Origin of the sequence: Actinoplanes sp. NPDC026623 (assembly GCF_040638275.1) — a bacterium.
Taxonomy (GTDB): Bacteria; Actinomycetota; Actinomycetes; order Mycobacteriales; family Micromonosporaceae; genus Actinoplanes.
Genome location: NZ_JBEZXZ010000084.1, coordinates 1 through 25,887, shown reverse-complemented (window position 1 = coordinate 25,887; position 25,887 = coordinate 1). Strand labels below are relative to the sequence as shown.

General features: G+C 72.4%; 24 protein-coding genes. 4 read left to right on the top strand and 20 right to left on the bottom strand.

Translation table 11 applies throughout. The annotated features are described in order from the left end of the window. Positions 1-18: 18 nt before the first annotated feature. From AB0F10_RS23840 to pyrR, 6 genes are read right to left on the bottom strand one after another with little or no spacing between them, the layout of a single operon-like run. On the bottom strand, positions 19-1,047 hold the full coding sequence (locus AB0F10_RS23840) for a quinone-dependent dihydroorotate dehydrogenase (RefSeq protein WP_360628917.1): 1,029 nt from the start codon (positions 1,045-1,047) through the stop codon (positions 19-21). Beyond that, positions 1,044-4,355: a carbamoyl-phosphate synthase large subunit gene (gene carB / locus AB0F10_RS23835; protein WP_360628914.1), complete on the bottom strand. Its 3,312-nt coding sequence runs from the start codon at positions 4,353-4,355 to the stop codon at positions 1,044-1,046. The genes AB0F10_RS23840 and carB overlap by 4 nt, the downstream gene beginning before the upstream one ends. Further along, on the bottom strand, positions 4,355-5,464 hold the full coding sequence (gene carA / locus AB0F10_RS23830) for a glutamine-hydrolyzing carbamoyl-phosphate synthase small subunit (protein WP_360628911.1): 1,110 nt from the start codon (positions 5,462-5,464) through the stop codon (positions 4,355-4,357). The genes carB and carA overlap by 1 nt, the downstream gene beginning before the upstream one ends. Continuing rightward, positions 5,461-6,726, bottom strand: a complete 1,266-nt coding sequence (locus tag AB0F10_RS23825; RefSeq protein ID WP_360628908.1) for a dihydroorotase — start codon at positions 6,724-6,726, stop codon at positions 5,461-5,463. Before AB0F10_RS23825 ends, carA begins: the two co-directional genes overlap by 4 nt. Next, positions 6,723-7,646, bottom strand: coding sequence for an aspartate carbamoyltransferase catalytic subunit (locus AB0F10_RS23820; protein WP_360628905.1), 924 nt, complete (start codon positions 7,644-7,646; stop codon positions 6,723-6,725). The genes AB0F10_RS23825 and AB0F10_RS23820 overlap by 4 nt, the downstream gene beginning before the upstream one ends. After that, positions 7,643-8,230, bottom strand: coding sequence for a bifunctional pyr operon transcriptional regulator/uracil phosphoribosyltransferase PyrR (pyrR, locus tag AB0F10_RS23815; protein ID WP_360628902.1), 588 nt, complete (start codon positions 8,228-8,230; stop codon positions 7,643-7,645). The genes AB0F10_RS23820 and pyrR overlap by 4 nt, the downstream gene beginning before the upstream one ends. Before the next feature lie 287 nt (positions 8,231-8,517). On the opposite strand from pyrR, the gene AB0F10_RS23810 reads away from it, so the two are divergent. Beyond that, positions 8,518-9,006, top strand: coding sequence for a transcriptional regulator (locus AB0F10_RS23810; protein WP_015624001.1), 489 nt, complete (start codon positions 8,518-8,520; stop codon positions 9,004-9,006). A 263-nt stretch (positions 9,007-9,269) separates the two neighbouring features. Here AB0F10_RS23810 and nusB read toward each other — a convergent pair whose 3' ends face one another. The 4 genes from nusB to aroB form a co-directional block, all read right to left on the bottom strand. Further along, the gene (nusB, locus tag AB0F10_RS23805) at positions 9,270-9,680 is read right to left on the bottom strand and encodes a transcription antitermination factor NusB (protein ID WP_360628932.1); all 411 of its coding nucleotides are present in this window, start codon (positions 9,678-9,680) and stop codon (positions 9,270-9,272) included. A 23-nt stretch (positions 9,681-9,703) separates the two neighbouring features. After that, a complete protein-coding gene (gene efp, locus AB0F10_RS23800; RefSeq protein WP_360628899.1) occupies positions 9,704-10,261 on the bottom strand; it encodes an elongation factor P in 558 nt (185 codons plus the stop codon). 78 nt (positions 10,262-10,339) lie between these two features. Next, entirely contained in the window at positions 10,340-10,765 is a 426-nt protein-coding gene (aroQ, locus tag AB0F10_RS23795) for a type II 3-dehydroquinate dehydratase (protein WP_360628897.1), read from the bottom strand. Continuing rightward, a complete protein-coding gene (gene aroB, locus AB0F10_RS23790; RefSeq protein ID WP_360628894.1) occupies positions 10,762-11,838 on the bottom strand; it encodes a 3-dehydroquinate synthase in 1,077 nt (358 codons plus the stop codon). The genes aroQ and aroB overlap by 4 nt, the downstream gene beginning before the upstream one ends. A 71-nt stretch (positions 11,839-11,909) precedes the next feature. Between aroB and AB0F10_RS23785 the strand changes: the two genes are divergently transcribed. Continuing rightward, entirely contained in the window at positions 11,910-12,617 is a 708-nt protein-coding gene (locus AB0F10_RS23785; RefSeq protein ID WP_360628891.1) for a Clp protease N-terminal domain-containing protein, read from the top strand. Between the two features lie 211 nt (positions 12,618-12,828). Here the strand turns inward: AB0F10_RS23785 and AB0F10_RS23780 are convergent, their stop codons facing one another. Then, the gene (locus tag AB0F10_RS23780; protein ID WP_360628888.1) at positions 12,829-14,235 is read right to left on the bottom strand and encodes a WYL domain-containing protein; all 1,407 of its coding nucleotides are present in this window, start codon (positions 14,233-14,235) and stop codon (positions 12,829-12,831) included. Between the two features lie 63 nt (positions 14,236-14,298). Here AB0F10_RS23780 and AB0F10_RS23775 point away from each other — a divergent pair, with 63 nt between their 5' ends. Then, entirely contained in the window at positions 14,299-15,000 is a 702-nt protein-coding gene (locus AB0F10_RS23775) for an alpha/beta fold hydrolase (protein WP_360628885.1), read from the top strand. Here the strand turns inward: AB0F10_RS23775 and AB0F10_RS23770 are convergent. The 9 genes from AB0F10_RS23770 to AB0F10_RS23730 all read right to left on the bottom strand — a co-directional run bounded on the left by AB0F10_RS23770 (position 14,971) and on the right by AB0F10_RS23730 (position 23,796). After that, positions 14,971-15,480: a shikimate kinase gene (locus tag AB0F10_RS23770; RefSeq protein ID WP_360628882.1), complete on the bottom strand. Its 510-nt coding sequence runs from the start codon at positions 15,478-15,480 to the stop codon at positions 14,971-14,973. The two genes, AB0F10_RS23775 and AB0F10_RS23770, sit on opposite strands and share 30 nt — an antisense overlap. Then, the gene (gene aroC / locus AB0F10_RS23765) at positions 15,480-16,658 is read right to left on the bottom strand and encodes a chorismate synthase (RefSeq protein WP_360628879.1); all 1,179 of its coding nucleotides are present in this window, start codon (positions 16,656-16,658) and stop codon (positions 15,480-15,482) included. The genes AB0F10_RS23770 and aroC overlap by 1 nt, the downstream gene beginning before the upstream one ends. 90 nt (positions 16,659-16,748) lie before the next feature. After that, a complete protein-coding gene (locus AB0F10_RS23760) occupies positions 16,749-17,591 on the bottom strand; it encodes a shikimate dehydrogenase (protein WP_360628929.1) in 843 nt (280 codons plus the stop codon). Continuing rightward, positions 17,585-18,763, bottom strand: a complete 1,179-nt coding sequence (gene mltG, locus AB0F10_RS23755) for an endolytic transglycosylase MltG (RefSeq protein ID WP_360628876.1) — start codon at positions 18,761-18,763, stop codon at positions 17,585-17,587. The genes AB0F10_RS23760 and mltG overlap by 7 nt, the downstream gene beginning before the upstream one ends. Beyond that, positions 18,760-19,221 carry a Holliday junction resolvase RuvX gene (ruvX, locus tag AB0F10_RS23750; RefSeq protein WP_360628873.1) on the bottom strand — a complete coding sequence of 154 codons (462 nt, stop codon included), beginning with the start codon at positions 19,219-19,221 and terminating at the stop codon, positions 18,760-18,762. Before ruvX ends, mltG begins: the two co-directional genes overlap by 4 nt. A gap of 16 nt (positions 19,222-19,237) precedes the next feature. Then, complete coding sequence (alaS, locus tag AB0F10_RS23745) at positions 19,238-21,922, bottom strand: alanine--tRNA ligase (RefSeq protein ID WP_360628870.1); 2,685 nt, start codon at positions 21,920-21,922, stop codon at positions 19,238-19,240. Next, positions 21,919-22,224, bottom strand: a complete 306-nt coding sequence (locus AB0F10_RS23740) for a hypothetical protein (protein ID WP_360628867.1) — start codon at positions 22,222-22,224, stop codon at positions 21,919-21,921. The genes alaS and AB0F10_RS23740 overlap by 4 nt, the downstream gene beginning before the upstream one ends. Positions 22,225-22,253: 29 nt before the next feature. After that, complete coding sequence (locus AB0F10_RS23735) at positions 22,254-22,718, bottom strand: DUF948 domain-containing protein (RefSeq protein ID WP_360628864.1); 465 nt, start codon at positions 22,716-22,718, stop codon at positions 22,254-22,256. Positions 22,719-22,794: 76 nt separating this feature from the next. Beyond that, positions 22,795-23,796 carry a hypothetical protein gene (locus tag AB0F10_RS23730; protein WP_360628861.1) on the bottom strand — a complete coding sequence of 334 codons (1,002 nt, stop codon included), beginning with the start codon at positions 23,794-23,796 and terminating at the stop codon, positions 22,795-22,797. 591 nt (positions 23,797-24,387) lie between these two features. Between AB0F10_RS23730 and AB0F10_RS23725 the strand changes: the two genes are divergently transcribed. Further along, a partial coding sequence (locus AB0F10_RS23725; RefSeq protein ID WP_360628858.1) for a pentapeptide repeat-containing protein occupies positions 24,388-25,887 on the top strand: 1,500 nt, incomplete at its 3' end.

Sequence of the window (25,887 nt, the reverse complement as noted above, 5' to 3'; positions counted from 1 at the left end):
GCAGGCCGGGCACATCGCTCACGGGCGCGCCTTCTCCCCGGCCCTCGCGCAGGCCAGCGCCGCGCCCCTGACCAGGGACGGGCCGCGGTAGATGAAGCCCGTGTAGAGCTGGACCAGGCTCGCGCCGGCGTCCAGCATCCGGGCCGCGTCGTCCGGCTCGACGATGCCGCCGACGCCGATGATCGGCAGGCGCCCGCCGGTCTCGTCGTGCACGAAGCGGACGACCTCGCGGGCCCGCTCGGTCAGCGGCCGGCCGGAGAGGCCGCCGGCCTCGGTGGCCCGCGGCCGGTCGGCCTGCGCCAGCCCGTCGCGGGCCAGGGTGGTGTTGGTCGCGATCACCCCCGCCGCGCCCCGCGCGAGGCAGACCTCGAGCAGCTCCGCGACGGCCTCGTCGGTCAGGTCCGGGGCGATCTTCACCAGCACCGGCACCCGGCCGACCAGCGCGCCGAGCAGCGCGCCGATCGCGGCCTTGTCCTGCAGCGTGCGCAGGCCGGGCGTGTTCGGCGAGGACACGTTGACCGCGATGTAGTCCGCGTACCCCTGCAGCAGGTTGTAGGACTCCAGGTAGTCCTCGACGGCCTCGTCCAGCGGCGTCACCTTGGACTTGCCGAGCGAGATGCCCAGCGGCACGTCGAGCGGCCCCAGCGCCTCCAGGCGGGCCGCGAGCGCGGCCGCGCCCGCGTTGTTGAAGCCCATCCGGTTGATCACGGCCTCGCTGTCGCGCAGCCGGAACAGCCGGGGCCTGTCGTTGCCCGGCTGCGACCTGGCGGTGACCGTGCCGACCTCGACGAAGCCGAAGCCGAGCGCCGGCCAGGACGGCAAGGCGACGCCGTTCTTGTCCATGCCGGCCGCCAGGCCGACCGCGTTGGGGAATTTCACCCCGAACGCCTCGACCGGCGAGCTCACCGCGTAGCGGCGGCGCAGCAGGGCCCGCGAGCGCGCGCCCAGCGAGGCCAGCCGCGCGAGGGTGAACTCGTGCGCCTTCTCGGCGTCCCCGCCGCCCAGCCGGAACAGCACCGGCCGGACGGCGCCGGTGAAGACGCTCACTCGCTCTCCCGGAGCATGGCGTGCAGCTCCTGCAGCGGGCGGACCGTCATGTCGCCGCGCATCAGCGCCTCGATGCCCATCACCGCCGCGGCCGCGCCCGGCACCGTGGTGATGCTCGGGATGTCGTGGATGACGGCGGCGCTGCGGATCTCGTACCCGTCGGAGCGGGCACTCGCGCCGGAGCCCTGCGGCGTGTTGATGATCAGGGCGATCTCGCCGGTCCCGATAAGGGCCACCGCGTTGCGTCCCGGGCTCTCGAAGTGCTTGGGGACGATCTCGCACTCGATGCCGTGCCGGCGCAGCACCTCGCCGGTGCCGGCGGTGGTGACGATCTCGAAGCCGAGGTCCGCGAGCCGCTTGACGGGGAAGATCATCGAACGCTTGTCGCGGTTGGCCACCGAGACGAAGATCTTGCCGCTGGTCGGCAGCGAGCCGTACGCGGCCGCCTGCGACTTGGCGAACGCCGGGCCGAAGGCGGGGTCGATGCCCATGACCTCGCCCGTCGACTTCATCTCGGGGCCGAGCAGGCTGTCGACGCCCTTGCCCGCCGGGGTGCGGAACCGCTTGAACGGCAGCACCGCCTCCTTGACCGCGATCGGCGCGTTCGCCGGGGTCTCGCCGCCGTCGCGGCTGCGCAGCAGCAGGCCCTCCGCGCGCAGCTCGGCGATGGTGGCGCCGAGCATGATCCGGGCGGCCGCCTTGGCCAGCGGCACCGCCGTGGCCTTGGAAACGAACGGCACGGTCCGCGACGCCCGCGGGTTCGCCTCGAGGACGTACAGGGTGTCGTCCTTGAGCGCGTACTGGACGTTGAGCAGGCCGCGGACGCCGACGCCGCGGGCGATCGCCTCGGTGTAGCGGCGCACCTCGACCAGGTGCGAGCCGGCGAGGGTGACCGGCGGCAGCGAGCAGGACGAGTCGCCGGAGTGGATGCCGGCCTCCTCGATGTGCTCCATCACGCCGCCGAGGTAGACCTCGCCGGTGGCGTCGCAGAGCGCGTCGACGTCGATCTCGATCGCGTCGTCCAGGAAGCGGTCGACCAGCACCGGGTGGTCCGGCGAGATCTCGGTGGCCCGGGCGATGTAGTCGGCGAGCGTCGGCTCGTCGTAGACGATCTCCATGCCGCGGCCGCCGAGCACGTAGGACGGCCGGACCAGGACCGGGTAGCCGATCTCGTCGGCGATGGCCTTGGCCTCGTCGAAGGAGGTGGCCGTGCCGTGCTCGGGAGCGCGCAGCCCGGCCTTGGCCAGCACCGCGCCGAACGCGCCGCGGTCCTCGGCCAGGTCGATCGACTCGGGCGAGGTGCCGACGATCGGCACCCCGGCGGCCTTGAGCCGCTTGGCGAGGCTGAGCGGGGTCTGCCCGCCGAGCTGGACGATCACCCCGACCACGCCGGGTCCGCCGGCGGCCTTGCCGGAGGTGTCCTCGGAGTGGAAGACCTCGAGGACGTCCTCGAAGGTGAGCGGCTCGAAGTAGAGCCGGTCGGCGGTGTCGTAGTCCGTCGATACCGTCTCGGGGTTGCAGTTGACCATGACGGTCTCGAAGTCGACCTCGCGCAGCGCCATGACCGCGTGCACGCACGAGTAGTCGAACTCGATGCCCTGGCCGATCCGGTTCGGTCCGGAGCCCAGGATCATCACCTTGGGCCGGTCCGAGGGCGCGACCTCGGTCTCGGAGTCGTACGTGGAGTAGTGGTACGGCGTGTTCGCGGCGAACTCCGCGGCGCAGGTGTCGACCGTCTTGTAGACCGGCCGCACCCCGAGGCGGTGCCGCAGGGTCCGTACGCCGTCCTCGCCGGCGAGCTCGGGACGCAGCGCCGCGAGCTGACGGTCGGAGAGCCCGGAGCGCTTGGCCAGCCGCAGCAGCGCCTCGTCGAGCACCGGCGCGTCCAGGATCCGCTCGCGCAGCTCGACCAGCGCCGCGATCTCGTCCAGGAACCACGGGTCGATGCCGCCGCTGGCCTCGTGCACCTGCTCGACGCTCGCGCCGAGGCGCAGCGCCGCCTCGACGGTGTAGAGCCGGCCGTCGTGCGGGACGCGCATCGCCTCGAGCGCCTCTTCGGCACTCTCGAACGTCGGCGACGTCCAGAAGCCGGCCGCCTTGGTCTCCATCGAGCGCATCGCCTTGTTGAGCGCCTCGGCGAAGTTGCGGCCGAGGCTCATCGCCTCGCCGACCGACTTCATCGTGGTGGTCAGCTCGGGGTCGGCGCCGGGGAACTTCTCGAACGCGAACCGCGGGATCTTCACGACCACGTAGTCCAGGGCCGGCTCGAACGCGGCCGGCGTCTTGAGCGTGATGTCGTTCGCGATCTCGTCGAGGGTGTAGCCGATGGCCAGCTTCGCCGCGATCTTCGCGATCGGGAAGCCGGTGGCCTTCGACGCCAGCGCCGACGACCGCGACACCCGCGGGTTCATCTCGATGACGACCAGCCGGCCGTCGCTCGGGTTGATCGCGAACTGGATGTTGCAGCCGCCGGTGTCGACGCCGACCTCGCGCAGCACGGCGATGCCGAGGTCGCGCAGCCTCTGGTACTCGCGGTCGGTCAGGGTCATCGCGGGCGCGACGGTGACGCTGTCGCCGGTGTGCACGCCCATCGGGTCGACGTTCTCGATCGAGCAGACGACCACGACGTTGTCGCGCTTGTCGCGCATCAGCTCGAGCTCGTACTCCTTCCAGCCGAGCACGCTCTCCTCGATGAGCACCTCGTGCACCGGCGACGCGGCGAGGCCGGAGCCGGCGATGCGCTCCAGGTCCTCGGTGTTGTGCGCCATGCCGGAGCCGAGGCCGCCCATCGTGAACGACGGGCGGATGACGACCGGCAGGCCGAGCTCGGCGACGGTCGCGTGCACCTCCTCCATCGAGTGGCAGACCCGCGAGCGCGGCGTCTCGCCGCCGGCGCGGGCGACGATGTCCTTGAAGAGCTGACGGTCCTCGCCCTTGCGGATGGCGTCGATGTTGGCGCCGATCAGCTCGACGCCGTACTTCTCCAGGACACCGTTCTCGTGCAGGGCGACCGCCGTGTTCAGCGCGGTCTGCCCGCCGAGGGTCGCCAGGATCGCGTCGGGACGCTCCTTGGCGATGACCAGCTCGACGAACTCGGGCGTGATCGGCTCGACGTAGGTCGCGTCGGCGAACTCCGGGTCGGTCATGATCGTCGCCGGGTTGGAGTTGACCAGCGAGACGCGCAGCCCCTCGGCGCGCAGCACCCGGCACGCCTGGGTGCCGGAGTAGTCGAACTCGCAGGCCTGGCCGATGACGATCGGGCCGGAGCCGATCACCATCACGTGCTGGAGATCAGTGCGCTTCGGCATCAGACATCCACCCTCTCGACAAGCTCCACGAAGCGATCGAACAGGTAGTCCGCGTCATGCGGGCCCGCCGCCGCCTCGGGGTGGTACTGGACGGTGAACGCGGGCGCCTCGAGGGCCCGCAGCCCTTCGACCACGTTGTCGTTGAGGCAGACGTGCGAGACCTCGACCCCGCCGAATTCGGTGTCGATGATCGTGTCGAGCGGTGCGTCGACGGCGAAGCCGTGGTTGTGCGAGGTCACCTCGACCTTGCCGGTGGTCTTGTCGAGCACCGGCTGGTTGATGCCGCGGTGGCCGTAGCGCAGCTTGTAGGTGCCGAAGCCGAGCGCCCGGCCCAGGATCTGGCTGCCGAAGCAGATGCCGAACAGCGGCATCCGGCGGCGCAGCACCTCCCGCGCGAGGGCCACCGGCACGTCGGCGGTCGCCGGGTCGCCGGGGCCGGGCGACAGGAACACCGCGTCGGGGCCGACCGCGAGCAGGTCCTCGATGGTGGACGACGCCGGGAAGACGTGCGTGGTGACGCCGCGCTCGGCGAGGCGCCGCGAGACGTTGCGCTTGATGCCGAGGTCGAGCGCGGCGACCGTGTAGCGCCGCTCGCCGACCGCCTCGACGGTGTAGCGCGCGGCCGTGGTGACCTCGGCGGAGAGGTCGGCGCCGGTCATCTGCGGCTGGGCGAGCACCCGGGCCGCGAGCGAGGCCGGGTCGAGATCGACCGTCGAGACGCCGACCCGCATGGCGCCGCGCTCCCGCAGGTGCCGGGTCAGCGCGCGGGTGTCGATGCCGCTGATGCCGACGACACCCTCGGCCGCCAGCCGCTCGCCCAGGTCGCCGGTCGCGCGCCAGTTCGAGGGCCGCCGGGCCGGGTCGCGGACCACGTAGCCGGCCACCCAGATGCGGTCGGACTCGTCGTCCTCGGCGTTGACGCCGGTGTTGCCGATCTGCGGCGCGGTCTGCACCACGACCTGCCGGTGGTAGGACGGGTCGGTCAGCGTCTCCTGATAACCCGTCATGCCGGTGGTGAAGACCGCCTCGCCGAAGGTCTCCCCCTCGGCGCCGTAGGAGCTTCCGTGGAACGTGCGCCCGTCCTCGAGCACAAGGATCGCTGGTTTCACTTGACGGCCTTCCCATCCAGGACTGTCGGCTCTCCCCGAAGGAAGGTCGCGACGATGCGACCCGGCAGGGTGGTGCCCGCGTACGGTGTGTTGCGGCTGCGGCTCGCCAGCCCGGCCGGGTCGACGACCCGCCGGGCGGACGGGTCCACCAGCGTCAGATTGGCCGGCGAGCCGACCGCGAGGTCGGTGCCGTGCCCGGTCAGCCCGGCGATGCGGGCCGGGGCGCGGGACATCCGCTCGGCGATGAGGTCCCACTGCTCACCGAGTACGGAGAGCACGACCGGCAGGGCCGTCTCCAGGCCCACCATCCCGGGGCGGGCGTAGGCCCACTCGCACTCCTTGTCCTCGACGGCGTGCGGCGCGTGGTCGGTGGCCACGACGTCGATCACGCCGTCCACCAGCGCCTGGCGCAGCGCCCGCACGTCGGAGGCGGTCCGCAGCGGCGGGTTGACCTTGTAGACCGGGTCGTAGCTGGCGGCCAGCTCGTCGGTCAGCAGCAGGTGGTGCGGCGTGACCTCGGCGGTCACCCGTACGCCGCGGGCCTTGGCGTGACGCAGCACCTCGACCGAGCCGGCGGTGGAGACGTGGCAGACGTGCAGGCGGCTGCCGACGTGCTCGGCCAGCAGCACGTCGCGGGCGATGATCGCCTCCTCGGCGACCGCGGGCCAGCCGGTCAGGCCGAGCCGGGTGGACACCTCGCCCTCGTGCATCTGCGCGCCCTCGGTGAGCCGCGGCTCCTCGGCGTGCTGGGCGATGATGCCGTCGAACGCCTTCACGTACTCCAGGGCGCGGCGCATCAGGCGCGGGTCGGCGACGCAGAACCCGTCGTCGGAGAAGATCCGCACGTTCGCCGCCGAGGTGGCCATCGCGCCGAGCTCGGCGAGCTGCTTGCCGGCCAGCCCGACGGTGACCGCGCCGATCGGCTGCACGTCGACCAGCCCGGCCTCGCGGCCGAGGCGCCAGACCTGCTCGACCACGCCGGCGGTGTCGGCGACGGGCGACGTGTTGGCCATCGCGAAGACCGCCGTGTAGCCGCCGAGCGCGGCGGCGCGCGAGCCGGTCTCGACGGTCTCGGCGTCCTCGCGGCCGGGTTCGCGCAGGTGGGTGTGCAGGTCGACGAGGCCGGGGAGCGCGACCAGGCCGTCGGCGTCGATCACCTCGGCACCGGCGGCGGACCCGGAGGCGATCACCCCGTCCCTGATCAGCAGGTCGGCCGGTTCACCGCCGAGCAACGAGACGCCCTTGATCACGTACGCGGTCATGCCTTGCCTCCGAGCAGCAGGTAGAGAACCGCCATCCGGGCGCTGACACCGTTGGCGACCTGTTCGACGATCGTGGAGCGGGTCGAGTCCGCCACCTCGGGCGCGATCTCCATGCCCCGGTTCATCGGCCCGGGGTGCATGACGATCGCGTGCTCCGGCAGCTTGCGCATGCGGGCGACGTCGAGCCCGTAGCGGCGGGAGTACTCCCGCGCGGAGGGGAAGAAGGAGTCCTGCATCCGCTCGGTCTGCACCCGCAGCATCATCACGACGTCCGCGCCGGGCAGGACGCTGTCGAGGTCGTAGGAGACCTTCGTCGCCGGCGACAGCGCCGCGGCGATGTCCACAGGTATCAGCGTCGGCGGGCCGACCAGGGTGATGCTGGCGCCCAGCGTGGTGAGCAGCAGGACATTGGACCGGGCGACCCGGCTGTGCAGCACGTCGCCCACGATCGCGACGTTGAGGCCCTGGATCGTCCCGAGCCGGGACCGCATCGTGTATGCGTCCAGCAGCGCCTGCGTCGGGTGCTCGTGGGTGCCGTCGCCGGCGTTGATCACCGAGCCGTCCACCCAGGAGGCCAGCCGGTGCGGTGCGCCGCTCGCCGGGTGCCGGATGACGACCGCGTCGGCGCCCATCGCCTGCAGGGTCAGCGCGGTGTCCTTGAGGCTCTCGCCCTTCGAGACGCTGGAGCCCTTGGCGGAGAAGTTGATGACGTCCGCGGAGAGCCGCTTCGCCGCGGCCTCGAAGGAGATCCGGGTGCGGGTGGAGTCCTCGTAGAACAGATTGACCACCGTGCGCCCGCGCAGGGTCGGCAGCTTCTTGACCTCGCGGCCGGCGAGCGCGGCCATCTCGCCGGCGGTGTCGAGGATCAGGGTGGCGGTCTCGGCGTCCAGATCGGCGGCCGAGCGCAGATGCTTGATCATCGGGACTCCTCGGATCCGGAGAAGAGCTTGACCTCGTCCACGCCCTCGTCGATCTCGCAGAGCGAGACGCGCACGCTCTCGGTCAGCGCGGTGGGGATGTTCTTGCCGACGTAGTCGGCGCGGATCGGCAACTCCCGGTGGCCCCGGTCGACAAGCACGGCCAGCTGCACCGAGCTGGGCCGGCCGATGTCGCCGAGCGCGTCGAGCGCGGCCCGCACCGTACGGCCGGAGAAGAGCACGTCGTCGACGAGGATCACCCGGCGGCCGTCGAGGCCGCCGCCCGGTATCTCGGTCTTGCCGAGCGCGCGGGTGGCGTGCAGCCGCAGGTCGTCGCGGTAGAGCGTGATGTCGAGGGCGCCGACCGGCACGTCGATGCCCTCGAAGGCGTGGATCCGCGCGGCCAGGCGGCGGGCCAGCGGTACGCCACGGGTCGGTATGCCGAGAAGCACCGTCCCGGTCGCGCCGGAGGTCTTCTCGAGAATCTGGTGCGCGATCCGGTCGACGACCCGGTGCAGATCCGACTCGGAAAGAATGATCTTCGCTGAGCCCTGCTGGGCCGGTGAGTCGGCACGTGGATATGCCACGGCGGACCTCCTTCCCCGCCTCACTGGACGGGTCGTTAAAGGATGTCGGTCAGGCACCCCGGTGGGGCGCCCGATGGCTGACGCAACGTTACCAGTGCGAGAGGGGTTGACCATGGTGACCTGGCCGACCCACGGACCAGACGGGCGAATGCGGACAACTCGGCTCCCGGCTCGGCGACTCATCGGTAACCGACACTTGACCAGGGGTCGCAAACTCCGTACCGTCACGCAGCGTAGCGATCCTGAGGAAGAACCCTCCGGGCCAGCACAGTACTGGGAGTGTCCGAATGCCGTCTGAGTACGCCAAGTCGTTGGGCGCTCGCCTGCGCTCGATCCGCCAGCAGCAGGGCCTGTCCCTGCAGGGTGTGGAAGAGAAGTCGAACGGCCGGTGGAAAGCCGTCGTGGTGGGCTCGTACGAGCGCGGCGACCGCGCCGTCACCGTTTCCCGCCTCGCCGAACTGGCCGACTTCTACCGCGTCCCCGTTTCGGAACTGCTGCCTGACGGCAGCGGCGTCCGGCTCGAGGCCACCAACAAGATCGTCCTGGACCTGGAGAAGTTGTACGACGCCGCCGGTGAAGACCTGGCCTACGTCGCGCGCTACGCCCGGGCGATACAGCAGCAGCGCGGCGACTACAACGGTCGCGTGCTGTCGATCCGCGCGGATGACCTGCGCGCCCTCGCCATCGTGTACGACATCTCGCCGTCCGGCCTCATCGAGCGCCTGACCGAGCAGGGCGTGCTCGTCGCCGACCCGCGGGCGTTCTTCGCATCCTGATCCTGCGGTAACGAAAAAGGGGCCCTCGCGGGCCCCTTTTTCGCGTCTCGGGGCGCCGCCCGAAGAATGATCAATTCGGGTCGGCGCACCTGACACCGCGGCGGCCCGGTCAATTACCAAGAGCAACCCTCGCCCCGGGCCTCGCCGGCTACAAAGCGCGAGGTCAACGCACAGTCACCGCTCCGCGCGAACCCCGCCGGCGGCGGGGTTCGCGGGATCGGATGCCGCCTGTCCGGTAATTCCGCAAGATCAGCGGAACCGCCCTATCGCGCCGCGAATTCCGCGATTCTGCCCAGGATGCCGTTGAGGAATCTCGGGCTGTCGTCCGTCGACATCTGCTTCGCCAACTCGACCGCTTCGGAGATCGCGACGGGGTCGTCGATCTCGCCGACGTAGAGCAACTCGTAGACCGCGATCCGCGCCAGGTTCCGGTCAACGACCGGCATGCGGTCGATGGTCCAGCCCTCGGCGTAGCTCGCGATCAGCTCGTCGATGCGGTCCAGGTTCTTCGCCACGCCCTCGACCAGGCTGACCGTGTAGTCCAGGTGGTCCGGGCGGGGCTTCTCGATGCGATCCAGGTAGGTCGTCATGACCTGGCCCGGCGGCAGATCGCGAAGGTCCGCCTCGTAGAGCACGTCCAGCGCCCGCTTGCGCGCCTTGCGGCGCGCCGGCATCTGGGTTTTCGGGCCTTCCGCCATCAGCTACGGCCGAGGTAACGGCCGTCGCGGGTGTCGACCTTGATCTTCTCGCCGGTGGTGATGAAGAGCGGGACGTTGACCGTCGCGCCGGTCTCTACCGTCGCCGGCTTGGTGCCGCCGGTGGAGCGGTCGCCCTGCAGCCCCGGCTCGGTGTAGGTCACCTCGAGGAAGACGCTGGTCGCCATCTCGATGTAGAGCGGAACGCCCTCGTGCGTCGCCACCGTGGCCTCGGCCTCGGGCAGCAGGTAGTTGGCGTTCTCGCCGACGGTGGCGCCCGGGACGTGGATCTGCTCGAACGTGTCCAGGTCCATGAAGACGAAGTCCTCGCCGTCCTGGTAGAGGTATTGCATCGTGCGCTTGTCCACGGTCGCGGTCTCGACCTTGGTGCCGGCGTTGAACGTCTTGTCCACGACCTTGCCGGAAAGGACGTTCTTGAGCGTGGTGCGCACGAACGCCCCACCCTTGCCCGGCTTGACGTGCTGGAACTCGACGACAGCCCACAGGCCGCCCTCGAGGTTGAGCACCAGGCCGTTCTTCAGGTCGTTGGTGGAAGCCATGTCCTGCCTTGGTCTAAAAAGCGTGAAGGTGACCGAGCGAGTTTACCGGCGCGGGCCGCGAACCGGCGAATCGGGTCATCAGCATCCCGCGATGTGCCGCAGCGCCAGGCGGTAGCCGTCCGTCCCGAGGCCCGCGATGACGCCCGTCGCCACCGCGGAGATCACCGAGTGGTGCCGGAACTCCTCCCGGGCGTGGATGTTGGAGATGTGCACCTCGACCAGCGGCGCGCGGAGCATCGCGCAGGCGTCCCGGACCGCGTAGGAGTAGTGCGACCAGGCGCCCGGGTTGAGCACCACCGGGGCCTGCTCGTCGGCGGCGGCGTGCAGCCAGCCCAGCATCTCGTGCTCGGCGTCGGTCTGCCTGACCTCGACGTCGAGCCCGAGCGACTTGCCTTCCACCTCGCACATCGCCACCAGCTCGGCGTATGAGGCGACGCCGTAGACGTCGACCTGGCGGCTGCCGAGCCGGCCCAGGTTCGGGCCGTTGAGCACGTAGACCCTCATCGGGACACCGCCCGGTAGGCCTCGGCCAGCGTCTGCTCGCTGGGCCCGGCGAGGATGCCCGGCCGGGCGGGGCCGTCCAGGACCACGAAGCGCAGGGTGTCGGCGCGGGTCTTCTTGTCGACGCGCATCGCGGCCAGCAGCTCGGGCCACGCCGCGGCGGGGTAGGAGACCGGCAGGCCCAGCAGCGACATGACCGTGCGGTGCCGGGCGGCGGTCGCGTCGTCGAGGCGGCCGGCCAGGCGGGACAGCTCGCCCGCGTAGACCACACCGACGGCCACCGCGTGCCCGTGCCGCCAGCCGTAGTTCTCGTTCTTCTCGATCGCGTGCGCCAGGGTGTGCCCGTAGTTGAGGATCTCCCGCAGGCCGGACTCGCGCAGGTCGTTGCCGACCACGTGCGCCTTGACCCGGATCGCCCGCTCTACCAGCTCGCGCAGCACGGCGCTGCGCGGGTCGACGGCGGCGCCCGGGTCGCCCTCGACCAGGTCGAGGATCACCGGGTCGGCGATGAAGCCGCACTTGACGACCTCGGCCAGGCCCGCCACCAGGTCGTCGGCGGGCAGCGTGTCGAGCACGTCGAGGTCGCAGAGCACGCCGGCGGGCGGGTGGAACGCGCCGACCAGGTTCTTACCCGCCGCCGTGTTGACGCCGGTCTTGCCGCCGACGGCCGCGTCGACCATGCCGAGCAGCGAGGTGCTGACCGGCACCCAGCGCACCCCGCGCAGCCAGCTGGCCGCGACGAAACCGGCCAGGTCGGTGACCGCTCCCCCGCCGACGCCGACGACCACGTCCGTCCGGGTGAAGCCGGCCGCGCCGAGCTCGTCCCAGCAGCGCGCGGCCACGTCGATCGACTTGCCGGCCTCGGCGTCGGGAACCTCGATCAGCAGGGGCCGGATGCCCGCCGCGGACAGCGCGTCGGCCACCGCCATGGCGCGCTTCTCGAGCGGCGGGGCATGCAGGATCGCGGCGCGCACGGCACCGCCGGCCAGCTCGGGCAGGGCGTCGATCAGCCCACGACCGACGAGCACGTCGTAGGGCCGATCACCGGGCACAGGGATTCGCGTCACGTCGTCCATCGGCCCCGATCCTAGTGACCGGCAGATGGGGTTATAGACATATAACCCTAGTGGGGGTTACAACTGTCGACATGCCGAAAATCAATGTCTACCTGCCCGATGATCTCGCCGACGCGGTCCGCGACGCCGGCGTGCCCGTCTCCGCCGTCTGCCAGCGCGCCCTGGAGCAGGCGGTCCACCGGATCACCGCCCTGCGGCAGACCCTGCTGGGCGAGCTCGACGGCACCGAGCTGGTCGGCCGGCTGCCCCAGTTCACCGCCCGGGCGATCGTCACACTCCAGTTGGCGATCGACCGGGCGCGCGGCACCGGCGCGCCGAACGTCACCACCGGCCATCTCCTGCACGGGATGCTCGCCGAGGGCGGCAACCTGGCCCTGCAGATCCTCACCGCGATGGAGATCGACCCGGGCACGATCACGGTGCCGGACACGGCCGAGCCCGGCGGCGGCGACGGCCTGCGGTTCAGCACGCAGGCGGCGGGCGCCGTCGAGCTGTCCGTCGCCGAGGCGACGGGTCTCGGGCACAACTACGTGGGGTGTGAGCACCTGCTGATCGGCCTGGCCGCCGAGCCCGCCGGCCAGGCCGGGCGAACCCTGCGGGACCTGGGCGCGGACGCGCGCGCGACCCGCCGGGCGGTGAACGTCGCCCTGGCCGGCTACGCACACCTGCGCGCGAGCACCACGGACCCGGCCGCGGCGTCCGGCCTGCTCGCCGCGGTCCGCACGGAACTCGCCCCGCTGGTCAAGCGCATCGAGCGCCTGGAGCAACGCGCCGGCTGACAACCCCCGAAATCCCTCTTCGGTACGCGACGAGCGGCCGGCCAACTCCGCAACGAAGATCACGGCCACCGCCCCGCCCAGCGGCCTGCGCAGCGACCCACCTGAACGACCTTTTCGGTACGAGCTCAGCGGCAGGCGCAGCGGACAAACCAAGCGGCATACCCGACTCCAGCAGCCGACGCAGCGGACAAACCAAGCGGCATGCCCGACTTCAGCGGCCGGCTGAGCGGACGAGCTGGGCGGCGTGCTCGACGAGGGCGGCGCGCAGCTCGTCCGGCCGGACGACGGTGAAAGGCAAGCCCAGCCCGGCCAGCAGCTGCGCCATCCCGGGCAGGCTCTCCGCCCGGCAGCTCAGCCGGGCGCCCCGCGACGCCTCGGTGACGTCGGCGAGCGCCGCGGGGATCCGGCGCCGCACCTGCGCGACGTCCGCGTCGATCAGCACCTCGACCTCCCACCTCCAGGGGAGTCCCGCCCACTGCCGGGTCACGTGCGCAACCGCGTCGAAGTTCGGCGGCGCCTCGAAGACCGCCCCGGTGGGCCGCACGGTGACGATCCGGTCGAGTCGGAACGAACGGACCTCGTCGCTGCGATGGTCGTGCGCCACGAGATACCAGCGGCCGGCGTGGAAGACCAGGCCGTAGGGATCCACCACCCGGCGGGTCACCGGGAGCCGCCGGGCGTCGCCGGCGGGACCGCCGGACTTCTCCGCGTGCGGAGGTCCCGCACACGGACCGTCACCACCCGAACCAACCCCACGCGGACCGTCACCGCACCGACCGTCACCGCCCCGGCCTTCACCGCGCCGACCGTCACCGCCCTGGTCCACACCGCCGTGGCCCTCACCGTGGCGACCCTCACCGCCCTGGCCCTCACCGCCCTGGCCCTCACCGTGGCGACCCTCACCGCCCTGGCCCTCACCGCGCCGACCCCCACCGCCCTGACCATCACCGCCCTGACCCTCACCGCGCCGACCCTCACCGCGCCGACCCTCACCGCGCCGACCCTCACCGCGCTGGCCGGCCCGCCGGTTGTCACCGGCCGGGCCGTCGGGGACCGGCGCGGCGGCGGTCGGGCGGCGGCCCGCGCGGTAGATCAGGTCCAGGCGCCGGCTGCCGCGGGTCGCGGAGCCGAGGGTGAGCAGCAGGTCCGCGATGGCCGGACCGGCGACGGCCTCGGGCGCACCGGCGCCGCCCGGCGCGTCCGGCGCCCGGGGTGCCGGACCCCGAATGGTGAGGCCGAGGCTCGCCCGCAACGCCGCGAGCCGCTCCGCCAGCGCGGCCGGGAGCACCCGGGTGATCTTCGCTTCGGCGGCGCTGCTCGCCGGCGAGTCCGCGGCCAGCCCGATCCGGTCGGCGGCGATCAGGCCGAGCATCACCGCTACCGCCTCGTCGTCGGTCAGCATCAGCGGCGGCAGCTTGAAGCCGGGCAGCAGCCGGTAGCCCCCGTACCGGCCGCGCTCCGAGGTCACCGGGATGCCCAGCTCGGCGAGGGTCCCCGCGTACCGGCGGACGGTCCGCTCGTCCACCGCGAGCCGCTCGGCGAGGTCTCCCCCGGTCATCCGGCGGTGGGCCTGGAGCAGCTCCAACATGGCGAGGACGCGCGAGGCGGGATGCGGCATGTCCCCGATTCTGCTCCTTATACCGGGCGGAAACCGTCCGGTATCGGCCCTAGCGTGGTGGCCATGACGACATACGTACTGGTTCCCGGCATGTGGCTCGGCGGCTGGGCATGGCGCGACGTCACCGCGGCCCTGCGCGACGCCGGGCACGAGGTCTTCCCGCTGACGCTGACCGGGGTCGCCGACCGCGCGCACCTGCTCGGCCCCGGCACCGACCTGGACCTGCACACAGAGGACATCGTCCGGCTCGTCGAGGCCGAGGACCTGCGCGACGTGGTGCTGGTCGGGCACAGCTACGGCGGCATGCCGGTCAGCGCCGCGGCCCTGCGGCTGCGCGACCGGATCGCCCGGGTGGTCTATGTGGACGGCGGGCCGCTGCCCGTCGGCACCAGCCAGCATGCGATGGCGCCGGGGCCCGCGCCCGAGGGTGACGCGGTGCCGCCCCGCGAGTGGGACGCCGGCAAGGATCCGGTGCTGCTCGCCGGGCTGGACGACAACGCCCTGGCGCTGCTGCGGACCCGGTGCACGCCGCACCCGGCGGCGTCGACGCTGCAGCCGCTCGGCGCGCGGGCCACCTCCGAGGACGTGGCGACCACGCTGGTGGCCTGCAGCCTCCAGCCCGAGCAGATCAAGGAGATGATGGCCGCCGGCCACCCGTACTTCGCGGGGCTGACCGAGGCCGAGATCGTGTCGCTCCCCACCGGACACTGGCCGATGCTGAGCGAGCCGGCCGCCCTAGCCGGCGTCCTTGAGCAGTGCCGCTAGCTCGGCCGCGATCTCCTCGGGCGCGCGGGCGTCGGTGGCGATCGTGTGGGTGGCCACCGACGCGTAGAGCGGGCGGCGCTCCTCCATCAGGAATCGCAGGGTCGCCCGCGGGTTCACGCTGAGCAGCGGGCGGCCCGCGCCGAGCCCGACCCGCTTGACCGCGTCGGACAACTCGACGGAGAGGAACACCACCGTGTGCGCCCGCAGCGCCTCGCGGGTGCCCTCGTCCAGGATCGCGCCGCCGCCGAGGGCGAGCACGCCCCCGAAGGAGTCAAGCACCTCGGCGATCGCCTCCCGCTCGAGCGCCCGGAACGCCGGCTCGCCGTCGTCGAAGAAGATCTCCGGGATCGGCTTGCCCGCCTTGGCCTCGATCAGGTGGTCGGTGTCCGCGAACTCGACGCCGAGCAGCGCGGCGACCGCCACGCCGACCGTGGTCTTGCCCGCACCGGGCGGGCCTACGACGACCGCGACGGGAGCCATTACCGGATCAGCAGACTGTCGAGGTAGCCGGCCAGGTTGCGGCTCATCTCGGTGACCGAGTCGCCGCCGAACTTCTCCGTCGCGGCCTCGGCCAGCACCAGGGCGACCATCGCCTCCGCGACGACCGCGCCGGCCGGAACCGCGCAGACGTCCGAGCGCTGGTTGATCGCGGTGGTGGCCTCGCCCGTGGTGACGTCGACGGTCTGCAGGGCGCGGTTCAGCGAGGAGATCGGCTTCATCGCGGCGCGGACCCGCAGGTTTTCGCCGTTGGTGATGCCGCCCTCGAGGCCGCCGGCCCGGTCGGTGATCCGGCGGACGCCGTCCGCGGTCGGGATGATCTCGTCGTGGGCGACCGAGCCGCGGGAGCGGGCCTGGGTGAAGCCGTCGCCGATCTCCACGCCCTTGACGGACTGGATGGACATCAGGGCGGTGGCCAGCCGGGCGTCCAGCTTGCGGTCCCACTGCACGTGCGATCCGAGGCCCGGCGGCACGGTCCAGGCGAGCACCTCGACGATGCCGCCGAGGGTGTCCGCGTCCTTCTTCGCCGCGTCGACCTCGGCCACCATGCGGGCGCTCGCCTCGGGGTCGAGGCAGCGCAGCGGGTCGGCGTCGATCCTGTCGGCGTCCTCGGGCCGGGGGATCAGGCCCGACTTCACCGAGACCGAGCCGAGCTCGATGACGTGCGAGACGATGTCGATGCCGAGCGCCTGCTTGACGATCGCCTTCGCGACGACGCCGACGGCGACGCGGGCCGCGGTCTCCCGGGCGCTGGCGCGCTCGAGGATCGGCCGGGCGTCGGTGTGGCCGTACTTCTGCATGCCGGCCAGGTCGGCGTGGCCCGGGCGGGGACGGGTCAGCGGCGCGTTGCGGGCCTGCGCCGCAAGCTCCTCCGGATCGACCGGGTCGGCGGCCATGACCATGCGCCACTTCGGCCACTCCGAGTTGCCGACGCGGATCGCGACCGGGCTGCCGAGCGTCACACCGTGGCGCACACCGCCGATGATCTCGATCTCGTCCTGCTCGAACGCCATCCGCGCGCCCCGGCCGTAACCGAGACGGCGGCGTGCGAGATCGCGGCCTATGTCCGAGCTCGTCACCCGCACACCGGCGGGCACCCCCTCGAGGAGCGCGACGAGCGCGGGGCCATGGGATTCACCTGCGGTTAGCCAACGCAACACGTGTCACAGTCTGGCACGGTCGCATCGCCGGACGTCTTCCGGTGGCCGCCATCCCGCCTTACGGAACTGTCACCGAGCGCCGGCCCCGGGTCACCGGTTTCCGGCGGCCGCGGCCAGCGCCGCGCGCATGGCGGGCTCCGGGGCCGGAACCACCCCGGTGAACTGCTCGAACTGACCGAGCGCCTGCGCCAGCAGCAGGTCGAGCCCGGACACCACCCGGACGCCCTGCGCGGCCGCCGCGGCGGCGAGCGGGGTGGGCCACGGGTCGTAGATCGCGTCGAACAACACCGCGCCGGGCCGCCACCGCGCGGTCGCCGCCAACCCGTCCGCCGCGCCCTTCGGCACCGTCGAGATGACGGCGTCCGCGGCGAAGGCGTCCGCCGCCCGCGACCAGTCCCGGCCGACGATCGTCACGCCGAGGGCCGCCGCGGCCGGGGCAAGCTCGGCACGCGCCTCCGGGCGGCGGGTCACCACCGTCACCTCGGTGGCACCGAACTCGGCCGCCGCCGCAAGCGCCGCGCGGGCCGTGCCGCCGCCGCCGAGGACCGACACCACCGGCTCGCGGTGCAGGCCCGCGCCCCGCAGCACCCGGACCATCCCCGGTACGTCGGTGTTGTCGGCGTACCAGGTGCCGTCGGGCCGCCGTACCAGAGTGTTGGCCGCGCCGGTCGCGACCGCGACGGGCGACGCCGCCGCGGCGAGCGTCAGCGCCGCCTCCTTCAGCGGCATGGTCAGCGACAGGCCGGCCCACTCGGGACCGAGGCCGGCCACCAGGTCGGCAAGCTCGTCCTCCGCGCACTCGAAGGACGTGTAGGTCCAGCTCAGCAGGCCGGCCGCCGCGAAACCGGCGGTGTGGATCACCGGGGAGAGCGAGTGACCGATCGGCTTGCCGCAGACCGCGGCACGGCGGGGCCCGATCTGATCCGTCAACAGAGCGGGATGCCGTTCCGGCAGGCCTTCTGGACGTTGGCGTCGTGCTCGGCGTTGGTCGTGGCGAACGCCGACCTGCCGCTCTTGTCCACGGCGACGAAGAACAGCCACGGGCCGGCGGTCGGCGCCTCCGCGCCCTTCAGCGCCGCCTCGCCGGGGCTGTTGATCGGGCCGAGCGGCAGGCCGACCCGGAGCTCCGTCGTGTAGGGGTTCTTCGGGTCCTCGAGCTCGGCCTGGGTCATGCTGCCGGAGTGCTTGCCGGTCTTCGACTGCAGGTCGAGCCAGTAGTTCGTGGTCACGTCGAACTGCAGCGGCATGCTCTTCTTGTAAGCCCGGTTGTAGGCCACCCGGGAGATCTTGGGGAGATCCGCCGCGATGCCCGCCTCCGCCTGGCTCAGCGAGGCCACGATCAACGCCTCGTACGGCGAGACGGACAGGTTGTCCTGCACCTTGTCGACGAAGTCGAGATCCTTGGTGACGCTCAGGAACCGCTGCACCATGATGGTGAGAATCTCAGAGGCGGTCGACTTCGGCGGGAACTCGTAGGTGTCCGGGAACAGGAAGCCCTCGATGCTGGTGGTCGCCGCCTTCTTGCCGTCGCGACGCTTGTACCAGAAATCGGGCACGCCCAGAGCTGCCGGATCCTTCGCCGCCTTCTGGAAGTCCTTCAACGGCACGCCGGTGCCCTTGGCCAGCAGCTCGTAGGTCTTCCGGGCGGTCGTGCCCTCGGGAACCACCACGCCGGCGACGACCCGTGACTTCGGGTCCAGCAGCACCGTCACGGCCTGCTCCGCGGCCATCTGCTTGCGCATGTTGTAGGTGCCCGACTGGATGTTCTTGCCCTTGGGGTTCTGGTCCGCCGCCTCGGTGAACGCCGCCGTGCTCTTCACGACGTCGGAGTCGACAAGGGTGTTGCCGATATCGGTCAGCGTGGCGTTCTTGGCGATCGTGACCTGCACCGGGTCGGTGCCCGGGCCGTCGTAGTCGGCCGCCGTGAAGAATCCCTTGATCTTCTCGTACCCGAGGTATCCGCCGACGCCGAGCACGCCGAGCAGGATGAACACCATGAGGAAGGCGACGGCGGACTTACCGCCCTTGCCCCTCGAGCCGCGCCGATGGCGTGGCTTGGTCTTGTCGACCTGCTCATCGAACGCCAGGTCCAGCTCGTCGATCATCTCGTCTGCCTCCGCTGCGCGTCCAGCCAGCTCTGCAGGATCTCCACCGCGGCCGCCTGGTCGACGACCGCCCGCTGCCGCTTCCCTCGGACGCCACGTTCGGCAAGCCTACGGGTTGCGACCACGGTCGACATCCTCTCGTCCGTCAGGACGACCGGAACATGCCCGACCGCACGTTCCAGGCGCCCAGCGTACGCACGAATATCTATGGCGGCAGCCCCCTCGGAGCCATTGAGGCGCACGGGGAGACCCACCACGATCTGCACCGCCTCGTGTTCCCCCACGAGACGCACGAGCTCAGCTATGTCGCCGGGGACGGCGTCGGGCGCCGTACCCATGTCACGGGCGACTGTGACCAGGGGGGTGGCCAAGATCCCGTCAGGGTCACTGAGTGCAACCCCGACGCGGACCTTACCCACATCTACGCCCAGTCGCCTACCCCGCGACAACGCGTTCATTGAGCCGGCCTTCCTCTCAGGCGGCCTCGCCGACCGCCTTCTCCACCGCCGTCAGCAGCTGAATTACCTGGTCGGCAGGCACGCCGCCACCCTGAGCAAGGTCGGCGTTACCGCCGCCTCGCCCGGAGAGCGCACCCTTGACCAGATCCGTCGCCGACAGACCACGACTCCGCGCTGCTGCATTGATCGCTACGATCAGTGACGCCTTGCCGTTGGACCGGGCCGCGACCGCGACCACCGCCGGCCGGGCAGCGTCGATCTTCCCCCGGATCTCCTGGGCCAGGGTACGCACGTCGTTGGTCGCCGCGCCCTCGGGTGCCTCGGTGCCGACGTACGCGATGCCGTGCAGATCTCGCGCCTGCTCGGCCAGCGCGCCGGCGCCGCCGAGCACCAGCTGCGCGCGCATCTTCTCGAGTTCCTTCTCCGCGTCGCGCAGCGCCGTGACGGTCTGCTCGACCCGGTCCGCGACCTGGTCACCCGGCACCTTGAACAGCTCCGCGAGCCGCGAGACGAGCAGGTGCTCCTTGGCCAGGAACCCGAACGCGTCGATGCCGACGAGCGCCTCGACCCGGCGCACGCCGGAGCCGATCGACGACTCGTTGAGGATCTTCACGAGGCCGAGCTGGCCCGAGCGGGACACGTGCGTACCGCCGCAGAGTTCACGCGCGTAGTCGCCGACCTCAACCACGCGGACCTCATCGCCGTACTTCTCCCCGAACAGGGCCATCGCGCCGAGCCGGCGGGCCTCCTCCTGGGTGGTGATGAACGCATGTACCTCGAGGTCACGCAGCAGCACCTCGTTGACCTGCTGCTCGACGTCGTGCAGCACCGAGGCCGAGACGGCCCCCGGCGTGTTGAAGTCGAAACGCAGCCGGCCGGGCGCGTTCAGCGAACCCGCCTGGGTCGCCGACTCGCCGAGGAACGCGCGCATGGTCTGGTGGATCAGGTGGGTCGCCGTGTGCGAGCGCGAGATCGCCTTGCGGCGCGTCACGTCGATCTCGGCGTAGCCGGTCTCGCCCGCGCGCACCTCGCCGCGGATCACCCGCGCCTTGTGCACGATCAGGCCCGGCAGCGGCTGCTGCACGTCGACGACCTCGACCTGCCCGCCGCCGACGTTGATCAGGCCGGTGTCGGCCTGCTGGCCGCCGCCCTCGGCGTAGTACGGCGTGGTGTCGAGCACGAGCTCGACGTAGTCGCCCTCGACCGCCGCCGCCACGCTCTTGCCGCCCGCGCCGATCAGCCCGCGCACCCGCGACTCGCGGGTGACCTCCGCGTAGCCGGTGAACTCCACCGGGCCGCCGTCGTCGAGCAGCGACCGGTACACCGAGAGGTCCGCGTGGCCCGTCTTGCGCGCGGCCGCGTCCGCCTTCGCGGTGGCCTGCTGGTTCGCCATCAGCCGGCGGAAGCCCTCCCGGTCGACGTCGAGCCCCCGCTCCGCCGCGATCTCCAGGGTCAGGTCGATCGGGAAGCCGTACGTGTCGTGCAGCTGGAACGCCTGCGCGCCGCTCAGCGTGGCACCGCCCGACTTCTTGGTGTCGGTGATCGCCGTGTCGAGGATCGCCGTGCCCGCGCGCAGCGTGGTCAGGAAGGTCTCCTCCTCCGCGTACGCGTACGTGGAGATCCGGACGAACTCCTCCGCGAGCTCGGGGTAGGAGGGCGACATGCAGTCGCGCGCCACCGGCAGCAGCTCCGGGAACGTCGCGCCCTGCCAGCCCAGCAGCCGCATCGCCCGGATCGCCCGGCGCATGATGCGGCGCAGGACGTAGCCGCGGCCCTCGTTGGAGGGGGTCACGCCGTCGCCGATGAGCATCAGCGCGGTGCGGACGTGGTCCGCGATCACCCGCAGCCGCACGTCGTCGGGGTGCGACTTGCCGGCCTCGTGGCCCGAGTGCGCGCCGTAGACCTTGCCGGACAGCTCGGCCGCCCGCGCCAGGATCGGCTTGACCTCGTCGATCTCGTAGAGGTTGTCGACGCCCTGCAGGATCGAGGCGACGCGCTCCAGGCCCATGCCGGTGTCGATGTTCTTCTTGGGCAGGTCACTGACGATCGTGAAGTTTTCCTTGCTCTTCACGTCGGTGATCTCGTACTGCATGAAGACGAGGTTCCAGTACTCCATGTACCGGTCCTCGTCGACCTCCGGGCCGCCCTCCTTGCCGTACTCGGCGCCCCGGTCGTAGAACAGCTCGGAACAGGTGCCGCCCGGGCCCGCGATGCCCATGTGCCACCAGTTGTCCTTCTTGCCCCGGCGCACGATCCGCTCGGCGGGCACGCCGGTCGCGCGCCACATCTCGAACGCCTCGTCGTCGTCGAGGTAGACCGTCGGCCAGATCCGCGTCGGGTCGAGGCCGAAGCCGCCCTTCTCGATCGGGTTGGTCGACAGCTCCCAGGCGAGCCGGATCGCCTCGGCCTTGAAGTAGTCGCCGAACGAGAAGTTGCCGTTCATCTGGAAGAACGTGCCGTGCCGGCTGGTCTTGCCGACCTCGTCGATGTCCGGGGTCCGGATGCACTTCTGCACGCTCACCGCCCGCTGGTACGGCGGGGTGCGCTGGCCGAGGAAGAACGGCACGAACTGCACCATGCCGGCGTTGATGAACAGCAGGTTGGGGTCGTCGATGGCCGGCAGCGGGGCACTCGGCACGACCGTGTGCCCGTTGGCCTCGAAATGCGCCAGGTAGCGCCGCTTGATCTCCGCCGTCTTCATCGCTGACCTTCCTGGGCTTGCCGCCCGGGTGTGCCGTCCTGCGCGTCCTCGCGCAGATCGGCGTACTTGTCCTGGTAGAGCTCGCCCGCGGCGAAGGCCTCGTGGATCTCGTTCTCGCGCTCGGCCATCCCGTCGCGAACGTCATCCACGAAGCTACGCAGCGACTCCACGAGACCGCCAGCGGATTCGGAAAGCGACGCGGCGATGCCCGACGGGGTGAACTCGTCGGCCTTGCGGGTGACCTTGCGCACGATGATGGCGCCGACGGCCAGACCGACGCCCAGCCAGAGCAGCCGCTTCATGGCGGTCTTCCTTCCCGGTTCGAAAATGATCAGCGGGCCGCGCGGGCGGCCTTGCGGCGCTGCTTGAGGGTGGCGCGGACATCGCGCTCCTCCTCGGCGTGCCGGCGGGCGGCGGTGGCCTTGCGCAGGCCGTACCCGAACGAGGCCACCTTGATCAACGGATTGGCGGCCGCGGCGGACACCACGGTGGCCAGATTCGCCACGCTCGCGGTGACGTTCTGCGCGTGCTCCGTCATCGTGTCCACCTTGGCGAGCTGCACGTTCACACCGTCCAAAGTGACCTGGACCTGTCCGAGCGCGGTGTTCACGTTCTCCACCGTCTCGTTGACGTTGCCCAGCACCGGGCCGGTCCGGTCGTTCAGGTCGTTGATCGCCTGGGTCGCGGCGTCCACGGTGTGCCTCAGCTTGAGAATCGGCACGGCCAGCACCACCACGAGCATCAGAAACGCGCCCGCCGCGATCAGGCCTGCGATTTCTCCGGCGGTTACGTCCATCTACGCGTCTCCTCTACTGACGATGCCTCACAGCGTGACAACGTGCAGACCCTACCGTCCGTCACCGGCAAGCGCGTCACGAAGCCGACGGTGTCGGCTCCAGCAGGGGATCGTTCGTCAGCACGGGGTCCGGCGTCTCGCCGACCAGGGAGGGATCGACGGCCGGTTCGGGACGGCCTCGCTCGTCGGTGATCGAGTTCTGAACCTTGATGCTGACCGTCGATCCGGTGCATTTCGACGGGTCGGCGGCGGCCACCACCCCGTCGGGCCCGGTGGACGGCAACGCGCCCGGGTCCTGCGCGGCGACGGCGTCGACGGCGCACTCCGGCAGCCGGACCCACAGGTCCAGAGTGAACTCGTCCCGGGTCCAGCAGGTGTACTTGCCGGACGTGGTCGGCTGGTCCGTGCACTCGCCGCCGCGGGCCTTCCAGCCGGCCGAGGCCAGGGCCTCCGCGTAGACCTTGTCGGTCTCCTTGAACGGCCGGTCGGACTGCGCGGTGCGCTCCCGGAACCGGCAGTCGAGGAAGCACCACCGGCTGCCGCTGCTGCGGTCCTCGACCTTTTTGCTGGCCCAGCTGGGCACGCCGAGGGCGTCGAGGGAGTTGAAGACCGGGTCGCGGGTCGTGGACCGGATGCCGAAGAGCAGCGGAAGCAGCCCGAGCACGACGACGCTGAGCGTGACCAGGGTGATGACCCGCAGGCGGCGCTTCTCACGCAGTTGCGCGCGCAGCTCGGCTCCGGCGGCCCACAGGCCGCCCGGCGAGTCCTCGTCCTGGGTGACGACCGTGGCGGGCCTCGGCGCGGTCCCCCGCCCGGGCACGGCGGGATCGCCGGCCGGGAGCGCGGCGACGGCGGCGGCCGCCTTCGCCCGCACGGGCGGCGGGGCCTGCCCGGCACCCCGGCCGGGCACGGCGACCTGTCCGGTGCCCCGCACCGGCCGGCCGGGCGCCAGGACGATGTCCGTGCCGGGCGCCTCGGGAGCGCCGTGGCCCGATACGGCACCGGTGCCGCGACCGGGCGGCACGTCGGCCGTGCCGCGACCGGGCAGGAGGTCGGCGCCGCCGCGGCCACGCGGCACGTCGGGAGCACCACGACCGGGTGAAACCGGACGCACGGCACCGCCGGGCGGCACCTCCGCCGCGCCACGACCCGGCAGCAGATCCGCGCCGCCACGGCCACGCGGAACGTCGGGAGCACCACGACCCGGCGAGACCGGGCGGACGGCTACGCCCGCCGGCCCGTCCGCCGCGCCGCGTGCGGGCGGGACCTGGCCGGGCGGGACCTGGCCGGCGCCGCGCACGGGCGGCACCGCGCCCGTGCCGCGAACCGGAGGCGCCGCTGCGGCGCCGCGGCCCGCCTGGCCGGGATCGCCGAGGCTGGTGGGGCGGCGGGCACCGGTGACGGTGAAGTCGTCGCCGTCGGCGAGGCCGCCCGGCTGACCGGGCCGGGCCGGGCCGTCCGGCCGGCCGGCGGCCGGGCCGCCGGGAAGACCGCTGGGCCGTCCGGGGCCGGAGAGACCGCCCTGTTTGCCGGGGCCGCCGAAGGTGCCGGGCTGGCCGGGACGCGGGGCGCCCGGCTGGTCCGCGGGAACGTTGGGGTTGCGGGCGGGCGCGCCCGGCTGCTGACCGGGACCGGCACCGCCGGGTGCCGGGCGGGTGAGGCCGGCGCTGTGCTGCCCGCTCTCGACCGGGCCGGTGCCCTGCTGGCCGGGACCGGCGAAGGCGGCCGGCTGGCCCGGTCCGCCGAAGGCGCTGGGCGCAGACTGGGCGGCCGCACCACGCGGCTGCTGTCCGGGCGGCGCGACACGACCGGACGGCTGCCGGCCCGGCGCCGCACGACCGCCGGACTGCTGACCCGGCCCCTGGACACCCTGCCCTGGGACGCCCGGCCCGCCCGGCGGCTGCTGCCGCTGACCGGGCTGACCGACACCAGGCTGCCCGACACCGGGACGACCGGCACCAGGCTGACCAGCACCAGGCTGACCAGCACCGGAACGACCGGCGCCAGGCTGACCGGCACCAGGCTGACCAGCACCAGGACGACCGGCACCAGGCTGACCAGCACCAGGCTGACCGGCACCAGGCTGACCGGCACCGGAACGACCCGCTCCCGGTTGTCCGACGCCCGGCTGGCCTGCGCCTGCGCGACCGGCGCCGGGCTGACCCGTGCCGGCCTGACCCATGCCGGGACGACCGGCGCCGGGCTGGCCGACAAGGGGCTGAGCGGCGCTGTGCTGACCCGGACCGGACTGGCCGGCACCGGGCTGGTTCGCGCCCGGCTGGCCGGGGCGGGCCTGGCGGCCGGTGCCGCGAACCGGGGCCTCGCCGACGCGCGGCATCTGGCCGGTCTGGCCGACGACACCGGAGGTGCTGCCCGCCATGGCACCCGCCCGGCCGGGCACGGCGGGCGTCCGCACGCCCTCGCGCCCCGGGACGACGGGTGGCACCACGTATGCGGACGCGCGCACGGGCCGGCCCCCGGCGCCGGGCGGCGGCGCGGCACCGCGCCCGCCTCGGCCGGCCGGGTCGGCCGCGCCGCGGCCGCGTGGGCCCGCTGCGCCGCGGCGCCCGGCGGCGCCGGGCTCGTCATCGGGGTCGGCCGCGCCGTGCTGGCCGCCGGGGCGGGCCCCCGCGCGACCGGCCGGCGGCAGCGCGCCGGTGTGCTGGCCGAAGCCCTCGCCGGGCTGCTGTCCCGGATCGGGACGACCGTGCCGGCCGCCGGACTCCGCCGCGTGCCCCTCGGCGCGGGCGTGCGCGGAGGGCGCGTTGCGCGAGCCGAACGACTCGTTGGGGACCGCCGAGACCGGGCGGATGGAGCCGCCGGTCGGGCGCGCGGAACCGCGGCCACCGGCCGTGAACCCGCCGATCTCGTCGGGGGCGGCGTGGCCGCCGGTCGGCTCGGGCGCGGCGTGACCGCCGCGAACCGGTCCCGTCTGCCCGGGTGCGGCGTGACCGCCACGAACCGGCCCGGTGGGCTCGGGCGCCGCGTAGCCACCACGAGCCGGCCCCGTCTGCCCGGGTGCGGCGTGACCGCCGCGAACGGGCCCGGTCTGCTCGGGCGCCGCGTGACCGCCCCGAACCGGCCCGGTCTGCTCGGGCGCCGCGTGACCGCCGCGAACCTGGCCCAGGCCGGCCTGGCCCGGCGGGAGCTGGGCCGCGCCGTCGGGGCG

Bases quoted from the DNA above. Each gene is read 5' to 3' on its own strand.
- ruvX (WP_360628873.1), bottom strand. From the start codon at position 19,221: ATGAACGCGTTGTCGCGGGGTAGGCGACTGGGCGTAGATGTGGGTAAG.
- nusB (WP_360628932.1), bottom strand. From the start codon at position 9,680: ATGCCGGCGCGCCGCAAGGCGCGCAAGCGGGCGCTGGACGTGCTCTAC.
- AB0F10_RS23770 (WP_360628882.1), bottom strand. From the start codon at position 15,480: ATGGCTCCCGTCGCGGTCGTCGTAGGCCCGCCCGGTGCGGGCAAGACC.
- AB0F10_RS23740 (WP_360628867.1), bottom strand. From the start codon at position 22,224: ATGAAGCGGCTGCTCTGGCTGGGCGTCGGTCTGGCCGTCGGCGCCATC.
- AB0F10_RS23820 (WP_360628905.1), bottom strand. From the start codon at position 7,646: ATGATCAAGCATCTGCGCTCGGCCGCCGATCTGGACGCCGAGACCGCC.
- AB0F10_RS23775 (WP_360628885.1), top strand. From the start codon at position 14,299: ATGACGACATACGTACTGGTTCCCGGCATGTGGCTCGGCGGCTGGGCA.
- mltG (WP_360628876.1), bottom strand. From the start codon at position 18,763: ATGATCGACGAGCTGGACCTGGCGTTCGATGAGCAGGTCGACAAGACC.
- aroQ (WP_360628897.1), bottom strand. From the start codon at position 10,765: ATGAGGGTCTACGTGCTCAACGGCCCGAACCTGGGCCGGCTCGGCAGC.
- carB (WP_360628914.1), bottom strand. From the start codon at position 4,355: ATGCCGAAGCGCACTGATCTCCAGCACGTGATGGTGATCGGCTCCGGC.
- AB0F10_RS23785 (WP_360628891.1), top strand. From the start codon at position 11,910: ATGCCGAAAATCAATGTCTACCTGCCCGATGATCTCGCCGACGCGGTC.
- AB0F10_RS23810 (WP_015624001.1), top strand. From the start codon at position 8,518: ATGCCGTCTGAGTACGCCAAGTCGTTGGGCGCTCGCCTGCGCTCGATC.
- AB0F10_RS23825 (WP_360628908.1), bottom strand. From the start codon at position 6,726: ATGACCGCGTACGTGATCAAGGGCGTCTCGTTGCTCGGCGGTGAACCG.
- AB0F10_RS23735 (WP_360628864.1), bottom strand. From the start codon at position 22,718: ATGGACGTAACCGCCGGAGAAATCGCAGGCCTGATCGCGGCGGGCGCG.
- efp (WP_360628899.1), bottom strand. From the start codon at position 10,261: ATGGCTTCCACCAACGACCTGAAGAACGGCCTGGTGCTCAACCTCGAG.
- alaS (WP_360628870.1), bottom strand. From the start codon at position 21,922: ATGAAGACGGCGGAGATCAAGCGGCGCTACCTGGCGCATTTCGAGGCC.
- AB0F10_RS23780 (WP_360628888.1), bottom strand. From the start codon at position 14,235: ATGCCGCATCCCGCCTCGCGCGTCCTCGCCATGTTGGAGCTGCTCCAG.
- aroB (WP_360628894.1), bottom strand. From the start codon at position 11,838: ATGGACGACGTGACGCGAATCCCTGTGCCCGGTGATCGGCCCTACGAC.